This is a genomic window from Agrobacterium sp. SORGH_AS_0440, from assembly GCF_031453135.1.
Classification (GTDB): domain Bacteria; phylum Pseudomonadota; class Alphaproteobacteria; order Rhizobiales; family Rhizobiaceae; genus Agrobacterium; species Agrobacterium pusense.
The window spans coordinates 1,061,368-1,077,697 of record NZ_JAVIYR010000001.1; the positions used below are offsets into that span (position 1 = coordinate 1,061,368).

At 59.3% G+C, this 16,330-nt stretch carries 11 protein-coding genes; 5 read left to right on the forward strand and 6 right to left on the reverse strand.

Annotated features, from left to right (window positions below):
• Nucleotides 1-26: 26 nt before the first annotated feature.
• The 5 genes from QE453_RS04905 to QE453_RS04925 form a co-directional block, all read right to left on the reverse strand.
• Nucleotides 27-1,649 (reverse strand): ABC-F family ATP-binding cassette domain-containing protein, encoded by a 1,623-nt coding sequence (locus tag QE453_RS04905; RefSeq protein WP_004437328.1) that lies wholly within the window; start codon nucleotides 1,647-1,649, stop codon nucleotides 27-29.
• Between the two features lie 124 nt (nucleotides 1,650-1,773).
• Nucleotides 1,774-3,012 carry a TadE/TadG family type IV pilus assembly protein gene (locus QE453_RS04910; protein ID WP_244455967.1) on the reverse strand — a complete coding sequence of 413 codons (1,239 nt, stop codon included), beginning with the start codon at nucleotides 3,010-3,012 and terminating at the stop codon, nucleotides 1,774-1,776.
• Nucleotides 3,013-3,179: 167 nt separating this feature from the next.
• Entirely contained in the window at nucleotides 3,180-4,061 is an 882-nt protein-coding gene (locus QE453_RS04915; protein ID WP_045534650.1) for a transglutaminase family protein, read from the reverse strand.
• 4 nt (nucleotides 4,062-4,065) lie between these two features.
• The gene (locus QE453_RS04920) at nucleotides 4,066-6,471 is read right to left on the reverse strand and encodes a circularly permuted type 2 ATP-grasp protein (RefSeq protein WP_244455966.1); all 2,406 of its coding nucleotides are present in this window, start codon (nucleotides 6,469-6,471) and stop codon (nucleotides 4,066-4,068) included.
• A 1-nt stretch (nucleotide 6,472) separates the two neighbouring features.
• Nucleotides 6,473-9,799, reverse strand: a complete 3,327-nt coding sequence (locus tag QE453_RS04925; RefSeq protein ID WP_309776508.1) for a transglutaminase family protein — start codon at nucleotides 9,797-9,799, stop codon at nucleotides 6,473-6,475.
• A gap of 71 nt (nucleotides 9,800-9,870) precedes the next feature.
• Between QE453_RS04925 and QE453_RS04930 the strand changes: the two genes are divergently transcribed.
• The gene (locus QE453_RS04930) at nucleotides 9,871-10,134 is read left to right on the forward strand and encodes a hypothetical protein (protein ID WP_035207386.1); all 264 of its coding nucleotides are present in this window, start codon (nucleotides 9,871-9,873) and stop codon (nucleotides 10,132-10,134) included.
• Entirely contained in the window at nucleotides 10,091-11,902 is a 1,812-nt protein-coding gene (locus QE453_RS04935; protein ID WP_309776510.1) for an ABC transporter ATP-binding protein/permease, read from the forward strand. The genes QE453_RS04930 and QE453_RS04935 overlap by 44 nt, the downstream gene beginning before the upstream one ends.
• Before the next feature lie 39 nt (nucleotides 11,903-11,941).
• On the opposite strand, the gene QE453_RS04940 is transcribed toward QE453_RS04935, so the two are convergent.
• Nucleotides 11,942-12,136 (reverse strand): hypothetical protein, encoded by a 195-nt coding sequence (locus QE453_RS04940; RefSeq protein WP_004437341.1) that lies wholly within the window; start codon nucleotides 12,134-12,136, stop codon nucleotides 11,942-11,944.
• Between the two features lie 175 nt (nucleotides 12,137-12,311).
• Between QE453_RS04940 and QE453_RS04945 the strand changes: the two genes are divergently transcribed.
• The 3 genes from QE453_RS04945 (at nucleotide 12,312) to QE453_RS04955 (ending at nucleotide 16,328) form a co-directional block, all read left to right on the forward strand.
• Nucleotides 12,312-12,701 carry an acyl-CoA thioesterase gene (locus QE453_RS04945; protein WP_004437343.1) on the forward strand — a complete coding sequence of 130 codons (390 nt, stop codon included), beginning with the start codon at nucleotides 12,312-12,314 and terminating at the stop codon, nucleotides 12,699-12,701.
• Nucleotides 12,702-12,857: 156 nt separating this feature from the next.
• A complete protein-coding gene (locus tag QE453_RS04950) occupies nucleotides 12,858-15,101 on the forward strand; it encodes a polysaccharide deacetylase family protein (protein ID WP_309776512.1) in 2,244 nt (747 codons plus the stop codon).
• A gap of 186 nt (nucleotides 15,102-15,287) precedes the next feature.
• Nucleotides 15,288-16,328 (forward strand): four-carbon acid sugar kinase family protein, encoded by a 1,041-nt coding sequence (locus tag QE453_RS04955; RefSeq protein WP_309776513.1) that lies wholly within the window; start codon nucleotides 15,288-15,290, stop codon nucleotides 16,326-16,328.
• Nucleotides 16,329-16,330 lie beyond the last annotated feature (2 nt).

Below are 16,330 nucleotides of genomic sequence, written 5' to 3' on the forward strand. Positions count from 1 at the left end.
ACAGGGCGGTGCGTTCGGCAGATGGCTCAGCTGTGAAGGCCCGGGGCTTCCTGTCCGGTGCTTTCGACATATTCGGTGTACCCGCCACCATATTGATGGATACCATCGGGCGTCAGTTCCAGAACCCGGTTCGAAAGGGCGGCCAGGAAATGACGGTCATGCGAAACGAACAGCATCGTGCCTTCATAATCCGAAAGGGCCTTGATCAGCATTTCCTTGGTGTCGAGATCGAGATGGTTGGTTGGCTCATCCAGCACGAGGAAATTCGGCGGATCGAACAGCATGGCAGCCATGACGAGACGGGCCTTTTCACCGCCGGAAAGAACGCGGCAACGTTTTTCCACGTCGTCGCCGGAAAAACCGAAACAGCCTGCAAGGGCGCGCAACGGCGCCTGCCCCGCCTTTGGAAAGCGCTCTTCCAGCCATTCCAGGATGGTGCTGTCACCGTCAAGAACATCCATGGCATGCTGGGCGAAGTAACCGAGCTTGACGCTGGCGCCGAGGGTAACCTTGCCGGAATCCGGTTCCGCCGTGCCGGTCACGAGCTTCAACAGCGTTGATTTTCCTGCACCATTGACGCCCATGATGCACCAGCGTTCCTTGCGCCGCACCATGAAGTCGAGATCGCCATAAATGGTGCGGCTGCCATAGGCCTTGTTCACCTTCTTCAGCGCCACGACATCCTCACCCGAGCGGGGCGCCGGCGCGAACTCGAAAGCAACAGTCTGGCGCCGGCGTGGCGGCTCGACGCGATCAATCTTGTCGAGTTTCTTCACGCGGCTCTGCACCTGCGCGGCATGCGAGGCGCGCGCCTTGAAGCGCTCGATGAACTTGATTTCCTTGGCGAGCATGGCCTGCTGGCGTTCAAACTGTGCCTGCTGCTGCTTTTCATTCTGCGCGCGCTGCTGTTCGTAAAAGCCGTAGTCGCCGGAATAGGTGGTGAGACTCCCGCCGTCGATTTCGATGATCTTGTTGACGATGCGGTTCATGAATTCCCGGTCGTGCGAGGTCATCAGCAGCGCGCCGTCATAATTCTTCAGGAAATCCTCAAGCCAGATCAGGCTTTCAAGATCGAGATGGTTGGAGGGTTCGTCGAGCAGCATCACGTCCGGCCGCATCAAAAGGATGCGGGCAAGCGCGACGCGCATCTTCCAGCCGCCGGAAAGCTTGGAAACATCGCCGTCCATCATCTCCTGGCTGAAGCTCAACCCGTCCAGCACCTCACGCGCACGGCCTTCCAGCGCGTAACCATCAAGCTCTTCGTACCGCGCCTGCACTTCGCCGTAACGTTCGATGATGGCGTCCATCTCGTCCATCCGGTCGGGATCGGACATTGCGGCTTCCAGTTCCCGAAGCTCCGCCGCGACCTCGCTGACCGGGCCTGCACCCTCCATAACCTCGGCTACGGCAGAGCGGCCGGACATTTCACCGACATCCTGATCGAAATAGCCGACCGTCATGCCCTTTTCGACGACGATCTGACCCTCGTCCGGCTGCTCCTCGCCAGTGATCATCCGGAAAAGCGTTGTCTTGCCGGCACCGTTCGGACCGACAAGGCCGATCTTCTCACCGCGATTGAGCGCGGCGGAGGCCTCGATATAGAGAATGCGGTGACTGTTCGACTTGCTGATGTTTTCGATGCGGATCATGACAGGGCCTGTGAATGGGAGCGGCCCTCCTATGCCACGGGCCGCCGCCGCTGTCACCTGCCGCACATGTTCTGTCAGCCATGCAGCGGAGAAGGCGCTCCGGCGCGGCGGCGCCGGAAGCGGATCAGTTGGTGAGCGTGGCTATGCTGCCTGCAGCCTTGCGGGCGATTTCGCCAAAGGCTGTTACGATCTGCTCCATGTTTTCAGGGGCGTAATAATTGTCAGCGCTCGATGCGCAATATTGCAGCAGCGCCTTGCCCTTGTCCGGCGCCATGAAGGCGACGCTGAAAATCTTGATTCCATCTTTCTTGGCAGTCTCGCAGGTGGTGCGCACCGACTGGTCGATGCTGGAATTCCACGAGGCGCTGTTTCCCGTCATTTCGCCATCGGTCATCAGAACAATATAGCGCTCGAAGGATTCGTTCCCCTGCGTTTTATGTGCCTTCGCCTCGTCGGGATTGGCTTTCTTGAGTGCGTTATAGGCGGCGTTCAGGCTGCTGCGGGCATCCGTGCCGCCGGTGGGAAATTCCGGAATCTGTTTGTCCACATAGCTGACAACACTGCTCGTGCCCCAGCTGAGGGGCTGGGCGGCATAGGTCTCGTGCGTATAGACCGAGGCACCTGTCCGCACCAGTTGCGAACTGCCGTTGGCAGTGTAAGTCGGGTCGGCCTTGTTCAATGTGGCGACGAGAAATCCGACCGCGGTTTTGAGCGACGTGGCCTTGTTGACATAGCAGGGGGATGTCTTTCCCAGATTGGGATATTTACCCCAATTATCAGCCGTGTAGTTCTGGCATGACGTTTTTTTGGTATCGATTGTATCCGTCTTGAACGACATCGAGCCGGAACGATCTAGCGCCAGATACATGGAGATTGGAGCACCCTTGTTGACGGTGCTCTTTGCGGTGCCGGTTACCGAAAGATCGAGTGTTTTTGCGCCAATGAACCCGAGCAGCGGATTGAGCTGAACCTTGTGGTTGATCGTGGTTTCGATCGTGTAGGTCTTGCCGCGGGCATTTTCCGTCGTCGTAATGCTGGTTGGAGAATTCTCCTCCAGTTTCTTCTTTTCTTCTTCGGTCAGGCTTTTTTCCATCTGCGCGGCAATGAAGCCCTTGGCGATTTCCTTGATCTGCTCATCCGTCAGATCGCCCTTTTTCAGCCGCGCCTCGGTTGCCGCCGCAAGGGCGGCTGAATCCGCAGTGTTCTGCATGTCCGCTTTCACCTGCATCACATTCGCCAACTCCATGCCGGCACCGGCAAAACCGAGCAAGACAGGCAGCAGGATTGCCGTCATGATGCCGAAATTGCCGCTCTTATCGGTCAGGAAACGGCGCTTCAATTTGTCAGGTGCGGAGGCGGTCATAGGGGGGCTCACCGATTAGAATATTCGACTGAGCGCAGGAAACCCGCAAACGATGTAAAATCCGCTAAGGTGATCGGTTCAATTTTACGCAGTGGTCAAATTGACGCAGCTTTCAAAGTATTTTCAAGAAATTGTCGTCGCGAAGGTCTGGAATAATACACGTTGTGTCATTGCTGGACGGGGATCACGTCGACCGCCTGTTTTATCTGCTGATTGCCGTAGCTCTTCAATACCCCGATAACGGGGGCGACATCGGAATAATCCCTGCCATAACCGACGACGATATGGTCGCTCCCCGCCACGATGTCGTTGGTGGGATCGAGCTCCAGATAACCGGCAGCCTCGCCGCACCAGATGCGCACCCAGGCGTGCATTGCGTCGGCGCCTTCAAGCCGTTCCTTGCCGGGCGGAGGAATGGTACGCAGGAAACCGCTGACATAACCGGCGGGAATGCCGAGGCTGCGCAAGGCCATGATCATGATATGCGAAAAATCCTGGCACACGCCGCGCTTTAGTTTGAAGGCTTCCGCAGGTGTCGTATCAACGGTCGTCGCCTCGCCGTCATAGGTAAAGTCCTTATGAATCCGTTTGCACAGAGAGAGCGCAATTTCGCGAATGGTCATTCCGGGCTTCAGCACTTCCCGGGCATAGGCGGATATCGCCGTGTCCATTCCGATCCTTGGACTAGCGCCGATAAAGTGGTGCGGCGACTGGAAATCGAGCGACCACACACCGGCGAGGTCCTGCGGCAGGCGGGAAAGCTCGGGCGAAAAATCCGCCGTCAATGCCGGGGCTTCCACCATCACCCGCGCCTGCATGCGAATATCGAGCTTTTCATGCGGTGCGCGCAGATGCACCGATGTTGCCGAGAGATGAAAGAAATCCTCGAAGACGGCCCGTTCTTCCGGCGTCGGCGAAACGTCGATGGAGCCGGCGACGAGCCGCTGTCGACCCGGGATGGAGAGCGGCAGGACGCGGATGATGTGGCGTGCGCCATGGGCCGGCGTGTCGTAGGTGTAACCCATATGCAGGGAAAGATCATAGAGCATAGGATTATCCGAGATAGGTCCGGGCCAGAACATCGGAAAGATGCTCCATGTCGGTTTCGAGCTGGCGGTAGATCGCGCCATTCATGTTTTCCGGCGTCATGACCGCCAACCCGGAATGCAGACGCATCGTCTCGCGGTAGAAGGGCGACATCTGGCCGTTGACGAAGGCGTTTGGAAGCTGCTCCACCTCGGTGCGGATCTCGTTCAGCTGGAACAGGATCGAGCGGGGATTGAGCGGGTCGAGTGCCAGAAGATCGGTCACGGTCAGACCTGCCGTATTGACGTTATACCGCCGGCGATGGGTCATGACGCTGTCGCCGATTTCAAGCAGCATGTCATAGGATCCATCTGGCGCGTCCGGGCCGGTCATATGGCCGAGAAGGCGCGTCATATGCAGTCCGCGTTCAAGATAACGGCCGATCGACAGGAAACGCCAGCCGGTAAAGCGATACATGTTTTCGTGCACCAGGCCGGCAAAGCCCGCAAGCTTGCGCAAGAGGACCGTCATGGCATGGGTCGCGTCGTCGCCGGGAGCCACTTTCGCGTGGAAACGGCGGGCCGTCTTGGCAAGGTCGTTCAGCGCCAGCCATCCGTCCGGCGAAAAGCGGTCACGAATGTTGCTGGCGGAATAAAGCGCGCTGTTGATGTTGGTAAGCAGGCTTTCCGGCACGGCATCGTTCATCTCCACATCAAGCGCTTCGAGATACCGCGTGACATGCGCGAGCAGCGGCTGGCGCGGATCAGCGGATTCGGCATAACGCCCATGCCAGGCGCGAAGGATGCGCAAGGCGCCTTCAGAGCGCTCGATGTAACGACCCAGCCAGAAGAGATTGTCGGCCGCGCGGCTTGGCAGGCTGCCCGGCATGTTGCGGGTGAAGCTCTCTTCCGCCGGCAGAAGCGTGGTGCGCTCCACCGGTCTGTCGCTGACGATCCAGACATCAGCCGCGCTTCCGCCCGATTGCATGGCGATGGCGGACACGTCGTCACCGCTGCCGATCCGGGCAAAGCCACCCGGCATGATCTGCCAGCCATCCTGGGTGCGGGCGGCAAATACACGAAGGCTCATCGGGCGCGGCACGAGCTTGTTGTCGACGTAGGCCGGGGTGGTTGAAAGCTTCACCACTTCCTGGCCCACCAGCCTGTGGCCATCGGAGGCAAGCCAGTCGCTGATCGATTCCTTTGCAGTTTCTCTCAGGGAGGAGCCAAGCACGGACTGGCCGTTATCGTCGAAGAACGGAAGCCGGGAATAGGCCGGGCCAATGACCATGCCTTCGATATTGCCGGCGACGTGACGGCGTTCAGCCTCCTGTCCGCACCACCAGGTGGCGATGGACGGCAATTTCAGTTCTTCGCCGAGAATGTGGCGGCAGATGCGCGGCATGAAGGCAAGCAGCGCCCGCGTTTCCAGAATTCCGCTGCCGAGCGCGTTGACGATGGTGAGCGCTTCATTGCGCAATGCCTGTACCATGCCCGGCGTGCCGATATGGGATTGCTGGTTGAGCTCCAGCGGATCGGAATAGGATGCGTCGAGACGCCGCCAGAGGACGCCGATCGGCTTCAACCCGGCAACCGTTCTGACCATGACGCGGCCATTGACAACGGTCAGGTCTTCGCCCTCCAGCAGCATGAAGCCAAGATAACGGGCGATATAGGCGTGTTCGAAATAGGTCTCGTTGGCCGGGCCGGGCGTTAACACGGCGATCCGGTCGTCAGGGTGTTTTCTTTGCGCCTGCAGCGTGTCGCGGAAAGCACCAAAAAACGAGGCCAGACGGTGAACATGGGTTTCGGCATAGATGTCGGAGAGCGCACGCGTGGTCGCTACCCGGTTTTCGAGCGCGAAACCCGCACCGGAGGGCGCCTGTGTCCTGTCGGCCAGCACCCACCAGTTGCCATCTGGCCCACGCCCGATCTCGAAGGAACAGAAATGCAGGTAATGACCGCTTGCCGGCTTTACGCCGACCATGGGGCGCAGATATTCGGGATTGGAGGCAATCAGCGCCGGCGGCACATAACCTTCCTTCACCAGTCGGTTTTCGCCGTAAAAATCGGCGACCATGGCTTCCAGAAGATTGGCGCGCTGCTTCAACCCCTCGGCAAGAACCGTCCATTCCCGGTCGTCGATCAGCACCGGAATATGGGAGATCGGCCAGTTTCTTTCGCTGCTGCCCTTGCCGTAATCGCGGTAGAACACGCCGGCATCGCGCAGATAGCGGTCAGTGCGGGCAAAACGCTCATGCAGCTCCCGCTCAGACATGCGCGAGAGGGCCTCGAGCAGGGTCTTCCAGACCGGTCTCACCGTGCCGTTATTATCGAGCATTTCGTCGGCAACGCCAGGCAAAGGGGAATATTCAAGCCCGCTTGGTCGCGCGCTCGTTTCCGTCTTGCGTTCCGTTGCCGGGGCTTTGGACAATTTATACTCCGTAAGGCCGGCGCAGATCGAGCGTCAGCGGAAATTCTGGCGACACGGTTTCCGCCCGAAGCGGATATTGCCCTGCCGTATGCCCCCATGGTTCGAAACGGGCGAGGCGGCGTGCCTCCGCCTCATTGCCGTTGACGGGAAATGTCTCGTAATTGCGCCCGCCCGGATGAGCAACATGATAGATGCATCCGCCGATCGATCGCCTCGACCATGTATCATAAATGTCAAAGGTCAAGGGTGAATTGACGGGCAGCACGGGATGTAGGCCGGAAGCGGGCTGCCATGCCTTGAAGCGGACGCCGGCAACCGCGACGCTGCGGTTTTCCGTCGGAGTCAGCGGAACGGCGCGGCCGTTGCAGGCCACCGCGTAGCGGGCGGGATTGGACGTTTCGAGCCGCACCTGCAGGCGCTCGACGGAGCTGTCGACATAACGCACGGTGCCGCCGATGGCGCCCTGTTCGCCCATCACATGCCAGGGTTCCAGCGCCTGGCGCAATTCCAGCTTTGATCCTTCATATTCCACCTCCCCGAAAAAGGGGAAACGGAATTCCTGCTGGGCGGTGAACCATTCGGGCTTCAGGTCGAAACCGTTTTCCCTGAGGTCTGCAAGCACATCCAGGAAATCCGCCCAGATATAATGCGGTAGCATGAAACGATCGGCGAGTGCCGTGCCCCAGCGCACGAATTTGCCGACGGCCGGGTTTTTCCAGAAACGCGCAATGAGAGCACGCACCAGCAACTGCTGGGCAAGCGACATGCGCGCATTCGGCGGCATTTCGAAACCGCGAAATTCCACCAGCCCGAGGCGGCCGGTCGGTCCATCAGGCGAAAACAGCTTGTCGATGCATATTTCGGCGCGGTGGGTATTGCCCGTTACATCCGTCAGAAGATTGCGGAACAGGCGGTCAACCAGCCATGGCAAGGGCGGAACGCCTTCACCGGGCAGCGGCACCTGCGCAAGCGCGATCTCCAGTTCGTAGAGACTGTCGTGGCGGGCTTCGTCGATACGTGGCGCCTGGCTCGTCGGGCCGATGAAGAGCCCTGAGAAGAGATAGGAAAGCGAGGGGTGCCGCTGCCAGTGCAGCACGAGACTTTTCAGAAGATCGGGTCGGCGCAGGAATGGGCTGTCATTGGGATTGGCGCCGCCCACCACCACATGGTTGCCGCCGCCGGTGCCGGTATGACGGCCATCGATCATGAATTTGTCGGCACCGAGACGTGACTGGCGCGCCTCTTCGTAGACTGCGGTGGTAATGTCGACACAGTCCTTCCAGCTTGAAGCGGGGTGGATGTTGACCTCTATGACACCGGGATCGGGCGCGACGCGGATTACATTGATACGCTCATCATGCGGCGGCGCATAACCCTCTATGTGGACTGGCAGTCCAAGATCGGCGGCTGCCGCCTCCGCTGCTGCAATCAGCTCGAGATAGTCCTCGATGCGTTCCACTGGCGGCATGAAGACGCAGAGCCTGCCGTCACGCGGTTCCACCGACATGGCGGTGCGCACCGCGCCGCCGATTTCGCCGAGAGTCTGCTCTACGCGTTCCTGCCCCGCGGCCTCGCTGGCATGGAAAGAAGCTTCGGGCATGGCGCGGCCCGATGGCGTGAAGACGTCGGGAAGCGGACCGCGAGGGATCGAGGGGTCGGCCTCGTGAATATAGGGATAGGCGGATGGCGGCACATAGGGCAGGGTGCCGAGTGGCAGGCGGTAACCCACCGGGCTGTCACCCGGAACGAGGAATATTTTACCGCGCCGCGTCTTCCATTTTTCGCTGATCCAGCGCTTGCCGGCGGCGCGCGCATTCCACGCCTGAACGGGAAGAATATAGCCGGTCGGTTTCGTCAGTCCCCGCTCGAAGACGCGGGCTATGCGGTTTCGCTCCTCCGGGTCCTTCAGCTTGGAATTTGACGGGTCAACATTGTCGGGAAGGCTGCCTTCCTTGATGATCCATTCCGCCGGATCCTCATAGGCCGGCAGCACCAGCTCCCGTTCGATGCCGAGATGGGAGGCGATGCCGCCCAGCAGTTTCTGCGCGTCTTCCGCCTTTGCGCCGGTATTCGCGCCCTCCTCGGCGATAAGCGCCGGGTTCTGCCAGATCGGCAGGCCATCCTTGCGCCAATAAAGCGAGAACGTCCAGCGCGGCAGGCTTTCGCCCGGATACCATTTTCCCTGGCCGTAATGCAAAAACCCACCCGGTGCGAAACGCTCGCGCAGGCGGCGGATCAGCAGGTCGGCCTTTTCGCGCTTTGTCGGCCCCACCGCACCGGTGTTCCACTCATCGGATTCGAAATCGTCGATGGAAACGAAGGTCGGTTCGCCGCCCATGGTCAACCGGACATCATGGGTATTCAGAACCTCATCGACCTCCTGGCCGAGCGCATTGAGTTCGTCCCAGCTTTCGTCCGAAAAAGGCTTGGTGATGCGCGGCGTCTCGGCAACCCGCCGGACCTGCATGTCGAAGGCGAATTCCGTGTTGGCATGGCCGTAATAGCCGCCGGAAATAGGCGCGGCGTTGCGGTAATGCGGTGTTGCCGCCAAGGGAATATGGCTCTCGCCGGTCAACAGACCGGACGTGGGGTCGAGGCCGATCCAGCCCGCACCCGGCATATAAACTTCGGCCCATGCGTGCAGATCGGTGAAGTCCACCTCGGTGCCGGATGGGCCGTCCAGCGCCTTGAGGTCCGGTGTCAACTGGATGAGATATCCCGACACGAAACGGGCAGCGAGGCCAAGATGCCTCAGGACCTGCACGAGCAGCCAGCTGGTATCGCGGCAGGACCCCTTGCCGGAAGCAAGCGTCTCCTCAGGTGTCTGGACGCCGGGTTCCATGCGGATGACGTAACCGATCTCCTGCTGCAGGCGGGCGTTGAGGCCGACGACCATGTCCACCGTCTGTTGACCCGGAGTGCGGTCGACAGTGGCCATGAAGGCGGCGAGCAGAGGACCGGTCGGTTCCGGCTTCATGTAGATGGAGAGATCGTCGCGCAGTTCCTGCGGATAGTCGAAGGGCCACTTTGTCGCCTCTTCCTCCACAAAGAAATCGAACGGATTATAAACCGTCATATCGGCGACAAGATCGACCTCGATCTTGAATTCACTCACCGGTTCCGGAAAAACGAAGCGGGCAAGGTAATTACCGTAGGGATCCTGCTGAAGGTTCACGAAGTGATTGGAGGGTGAAACCTTGAGAGAATGGCTGATGACGCTGGTTCTGGAATGTGAGGCGGGCTTCAGTCTGATGATCTGTGGTCCAAGGCGAACCGGATTGTCGTATTTATAATGCGTCAGATGATAGATGCTCGCTTTGATCGCCATTAATCTGCCTTGCCCGGTTTTCCGGCTTATGCGGTTTGTCCGCCCCTCTGAAATTACTCGGATTTTGTGCAATGCAGGAAAAGAAAGCAAGGATCATTTCCTGGGGCAATCGCATTGTTGGTCAAAGCCGCTTCATTTGCCTGCACGAAGAATTGCGCGGGCTTTCAGGTTGTCGCCGCGGAGATTTCGCCGGCATTGTGGACATGGTCGAACGGCGTGTTATTGCTTGGCATCGAAAGGCGCAGAATCGCGACCGGCTTTCTTTGCCCACTGACGTTTCGGAATGGATGAATGGCAACATCGGTAAGCGACGATCAGCGCAAGGGCGCGGCTAACCTTTCGGGCTTCGATCTCGATTTTCCGGCTCAGCTGCGCGTGATGGGGCGCGCCTTCTGGACATCGCCGGTGCGCAACCGTCTGATCTTGCTGTCGGTGGCCCTTCTCACGGTGATATTGCTGACGGCCTACGGGCAGATCAGGCTCAATGAATGGAATGCGCCGTTTTATAACGCGCTGGAACGGCGCGATCTCGACGCCTTCCTTCATCAGCTCGAGGTTTTCGCGGTTATCGCCGGGCTGTTGCTGCTCCTCAACGTCATTCAGACCTGGCTCAACCAGATGACGGCGCTTAACATGCGCGAGGGTCTTGCCAAGGATATGGTGGACCAGTGGCTGAAGCCGGGTCGAGCCGCCCGCCTCGCCAGTTTCGGTACGATAGCCATCAATCCGGACCAGCGGCTCCATGACGATGTCCGCAACCTCGCCGAAAGCAGTACGGCGCTTTCGATCGGTCTTGTGAACGCGACGATCCTGCTTGTCAGCTTCATCGGCGTCCTCTGGTCGCTCTCGGCGGGCTTTGCCATTACCATCAGCGGCGATACCTATGCTATCCCCGGCTATATGGTCTGGGCGGCAATCCTTTATGCCGGTTCCGCTTCCCTGCTCAGCAACCTCGTCGGTTATCGGCTGGTGGGGCTGAACGCGGAGCGTTATTCCAAAGAGGCTGAGCTTCGCTTTTCGCTAATGCGGGCGAGCGAAAATCTTGCCGCCATTGCCCTTGCGCGTGGCGAAAAAAATGAGAGGCGGCGGATTGGCGTCGATATCGATGCCGTCCTCGGTGTCATCCGGGGACTCGCCATGGCGCTGACACATCTGACCTGGGTCTCGGCGGGATATGGCTGGCTGGCGGTGGTGGCGCCGATCCTGATCGCGGCTCCGGTCTATTTTTCCGGCAATCTCACTTTCGGCGGGCTGATGATGGCGGTCGGCGCCTTCAATCAGGTGAATACGGCGCTACGCTGGTATATCGACAATTTCGGGCCGATCGCCAGCTGGAAGGCGACGTTGCAGCGTGTCTCCGTGTTCCGGAACGCTTTGATCCAGATGGACAGCGTGGAACAGCACGGCCTGACGATCGATCTGCAACGCAGTGCGGAAAATGACAGAATCCGTCTTCAGTCGGTTACGATCTGCCGCGATGCGGGCGGGCAGGACATTGAACGCGGGTTCATGCTGCATGAGGCGGATGTCGAGGTCGGGCCGGGCGAACGGCTGATGATCAATGGCGAGCAAGGTGTGAACCGGCGGCTTTTGTTCGCAGCTATGGCGGGGCTGTGGCCCTGGGGCCAGGGCAGGATAGAGATGCCGGATCAAACCGACACGCTTTTCATTGCTCAGCACGGTTATCTGCCGGCAGGAACGCTGCGCGAAATCATGGCTTATCCGCGTGCACCCCAGCGCTTTGCGGATGAGGATTATGTTTCGGCGCTCGCCGCATCGGGTCTCGGCGAGATGGCCTCTCGTCTTGATGAAAACATCCGTTGGGACAAAAAACTGGATTCGGACGAACAGGCCAGCATCCGGGTTGCCAATGCGCTGTTGCTGAAACCGAAATTCATCGTCATTGACGATCTGCTGGAAGGCTTGGAAAAACAGACGCAGGACACGCTGGCCGGGGTTTTGAACGGGATCGAGGGCGCGGCGATTGTTTATATCGGCCGGTCCGAGACTTTTCTGTCGATTCTTTCTCCGGCGGTCGCCCATCTAGACCACGTCTCCCAGAAGGACGGGACCGACAGGCGCGATGGCGGCGCCCCGCAATAGCTCAATGGTCGTGCTGCCGGGTGTGCCGATCGAGGCGTATCAGAGCCGCAAATGCCATTTTTCAGAGTTGAGCCGCTGTTGTTTGGCGATACTTATGGTGTTGTTCGGCTCCACCTGTGAGCGGAAAGCCAGTGTACCTGTTGCCAGGCTGATGGCGACAACGCTAGCGACCGCCAGAACTATACGATCGTAACGCTGCTGTATCGTGTTGTTTCCACTCCAGTCATAGGCCATTTGTACGCCCCCGCACTTTTTTTGGAATCGTGCCCCATCATGGTTAACCGAAGCTTACGATGCCCCTGTGATTCCTTGCGGTTTTGGAAGGGCTGCCGCGACAAATCGGCTATTGGCGGAAGGGGTGCGGTTGTTTAAGTCCGGCAGCGGGAGGTTTGTGAAAGGAATTTGACAGATGGATCAGCAGCCGCCCGCCGATATGGAACTGACGCTCAGAACGCTTGCCATGCCTGCCGATGCCAATCCGGCCGGCGATATTTTCGGCGGCTGGGTCATGTCGCAGATGGACCTTGCCGCTTTCGTCCGCGCCAATGATGTGGCCGGGGGCCGAACCGTCACCGTCGCAGTCAACGAGATCGTCTTCAAGAAGCCGGTCAAGATCGGTGATACATTGTGCGTCTATACCCGCATCGAAAAGATTGGCCGCACCTCCGTCACGCTCAAGATCGAAGCTTGGACGCGCCGGCACTATCGGGATTCGCGTGAAAAGGTGACAGAGGCCGTCTTCATCATGGTCGCCGTCGATGAGAACGGTGAGCCGCGCCCGGTTCGGAAAGACGTATGAGGCGTTGATTTTCCTTCCGGATGCTGTCCGGAACGCATCGTGGAGAGACCGGCAGCGCAAGCGCCTTGGCCTTTCCGCGACCCCCATATTTCGGAAATATCGAATTTATTTATCAATTTTTGCGATCAAGATATGGAGTAGGACGGGGATCAGGCTTTGACCATTCCAGGTGTTGTTATTGTCGGCGGCGCTCATGGCACGCTCGCCCTCGCGCGCAGCCTCGGGGCCCTGAATGTGCCTGTTTATTACCTCACCCATGACTCACCCCTGCCTAGCTGGTCGCGTTTCGTGCGGGAGACAATACGCTGGGCCGGTCCGCACGACGCAGGGGCAATGTCTTTCCTGCGGCAGATGGCCGACAGGCATCATCTCAAGGGTTGGCTGCTGGTCCCATCCGGCGATGGTGAGGTTCAGCTCGTTTCGCAGCATCACGATGAACTTTCGGCTCTCTACAAGATCGTTCTGCCGGACTGGGCGGCGCTGCAATGGCTGTGTGAAAAACCGCTGCTATACAGGCGTGCGGCGGAACTCGGCGTCAGCATTCCCAGGACCTATGCGCTGGCATCAGCCGCTGATATCGATGCGCTTGACGTGCTGTTTCCCGTCATTCTCAAGCCAAATATGGGCGGCGGCGATACCGCGATCGCCCGCGCCAAGGTCGTCCGCGCCGAAGATCGGCAGGCCCTGAAAGCCGCCTTTGCCGAGGCCAGCGAAGAGATCGGCGCCGGCAATGTGGTGGTGCAGGAACTCATTCCAGGTGGCGGACGAAACCAGTTCTCCTATGCTGCCCTGTGGCTGAACGGAGAACCAGTGGCGGAATTCACCGCCCGGCGCGTCCGTCAGTATCCCGTCGATTTCGGTTACACCAGCACTCGGGTCGAGATTGTCGACAACCCGTCGGCGATCGATGCCGCCCGGACAATATTGAGGTCCGCCGGTCATAGCGGAATGGTCGAGGTGGAATTCAAGTTCGATGACCGGGACGGGACGCTGAAACTTCTCGATGTGAATCCGCGTCCTTGGTCGTGGTTCGGCCTCTGTTCTGCTGCCGGCATTGATCTTGGCGCATTGTTATGGCGTGCCGCCAACGAAGAGCCGACCGGCGAGCCGGTCAAGCCCCGCAACGGCACGTCGTGGTCCTATCTTGTCCGTGATCTTGTTGCCGCATTTACCCTGGGGCGGAGAGGTGAGGTGCGGGCTGCCGACTATCTTGCGTCCCTCGCCAAAGTCCGCAGTTGGGCTGCATTTGCGCTGAATGACCCGCTGCCGGGCCTGATCGACCTGCCGCTCACAGCTTTCAGGGTGTTGAAAAAGCGGATATTACCCGGCCTGTCGTCGCGACAACCCGCGGACCTTTTGCTGCAGCCGGTAAAACGCCTTGTGAAATACACCGTCATAAGGGCCGGGCTGGAGGTGAGTTCCCTTCCGGCTGTCCGCTCGGCATTCCCTTCGCTTGCCGGGCGAGGTGTCATCTTCACGCTTCACCACGTGCGTCCGGGCGGCGCTGTTTCGGCTTTCGCGCCCAATGTACAATTGTCCGTCACGCCGGAGTTCCTCGAAGAGGCCATACAGGCGGCGCTCGAATCGGGTCTCGTTCCCGTTCACCTGCATGATCTTCCGGCACTGCTTGCCGGCAGCGGAGAAGACCGGTCGTTTTGTGCCTTCACGCTTGATGATGGCTATCGCAACAACGCAGACTACGCCGCGCCGATCTTTCGCAAATATAACGTTCCCTACACGGTCTTCATCACGCCCGGTTTTGTCGAGCGTACACGCGGCCTGTGGTGGGAGACCGCCGCCGCCTTGACGCAGAAGGCGGCGTCGTTCGATTTCGATTTCGGGGCAGGGCCGGAGCACGTGACATGCGGAACGCTCCTGCAAAAAGCGGATGCATTCGCGCGGCTGGAAAATTTTGTCCAAAGTGCCGCCGAAGATGAAGCGGTGGAGAGGATCGATCGCGCCGCTCGACAGTGTGGCATCGATCCGGTTGCCATCGTGGACGAACTCATCATGGATGCGGCAGAACTCAGAGCGCTGTCGGAGGATCCTCTGGTGCATCTCGGCGCCCATACCATGACCCATGTGAATATGCGCAAGATCGACGCTGAGCGCCTGGCTTACGAGATTGCGGAATCGAAGCGCCGGGTAGAGGAATATGCGGGCCATACACCGCGCTCCTTTTCTTATCCCTATGGTTGGACGAAGGCGGTGGGCGAGCGCGAGGCGAAGGCGGTATCGGACGCAGGGTTTTCCGCGGCAGTCACCACACAGGCGGGGGTTCTCGGCCTCGGCAGTCTCGAAAAGCCCACACTCTTGCCGCGTGTTTCACTGAACGGCCGCTTTCAGAAAAAGCGCTTCGTCAAAGCCCTTATCTCCGGTCTGCCTTTCCGCTTCATTTAGCGACGCGAGGGTTCGTCATCCTTGCTGGCACCCCGCTACCGGGTGGGCATGGCTGATCTTGCTTTCCATTTCTCTCCGGCGACTTGAAAGGTTCGTGCGATCAATTTTGTTATTCACATCTCTTTATCTATTGAATATAAATAAATTTATCGATGTAAAACCTTACAACTTTTCGAAGGCGATGCCGTGCTGTTGATTTTTGCCGATGATCTGACCGGCGCGCTCGACGCGGCCGCCCCCTTTGCCGGGCGCGGAATGGCGACAGAGGTGGCAACGGGGCTGGAAGGCGTGCATGCGGCGCTGGCCGCTGCCCCTGCCGTTCTCAGCGTCAATCTTGGATGCCGCGATGGGAAGGCGGACGAGGCCCGACGTCGCACACAGGAACTACTGGCACTGGTTCCAGCCGACACGATCCTGTTCAAAAAGATCGATTCCCGCCTGAAGGGACATATTGCGGCTGAAATGGATGCAATTTCTTTCCGGCGCGCTCTTGTCGTGCCGGCGATTCCGGATTTCGGACGTATCGTCAGCGGCGGCGCCGTCTCGGGCTTTGGGGTTGAAACCGCCATCGCGATTGATGAAAAACTGGGAAGACATGCCCTGCGTTGTTCGATACCCGATGCGCGAACGACTGAGGATATCAGGCAGGCCCTTTCTGCCGCGCAGGCTGAAGGGGTTGATCTTTTCATTGGCGCGCGTGGTCTTGCAGAGACTCTGGCGGCGGTGATGTCGGCACGCGTCCTGCCCGATGTTGCAACCGTTCCACCTGGCAAGGGGATCTTTGTCATCGGTTCCCGCGATCCGATTACATTGGAGCAGATTGACGTCCTCAAGAGCGCGGATCTGGTGTCGATCATTGAAGCGCCCAACGGTGCCGTTCCTCGGGACGCGGACGAAGCCGTCGACCTTTCCCTCATTCAGGCAACCCAGGGGAATGAGTATCTTTCTTCGCTTGAAGTTTCAGACCGGCTGGCGGAAGGGGTCGTTCCGCACTTCACGGCCGGCGCGGGCAGGCTGCTTTTGTCGGGTGGGGCAACGGCCGAGGCGGTGCTGCGCGCGATGGGCATTTTGCGGCTGCGTCTTGCCGGCGAGTGCCTGCCGGGCCTCGGTGTCGGCTGGGCGGGAAACCAATGTATCATTGCGAAATCGGGCGGTTTTGGGCAAGCTGACACATTGAAACGTATCGCGAAAATGATGCTTGGCGCGACAGATGCTGGAGAGAGCTGACC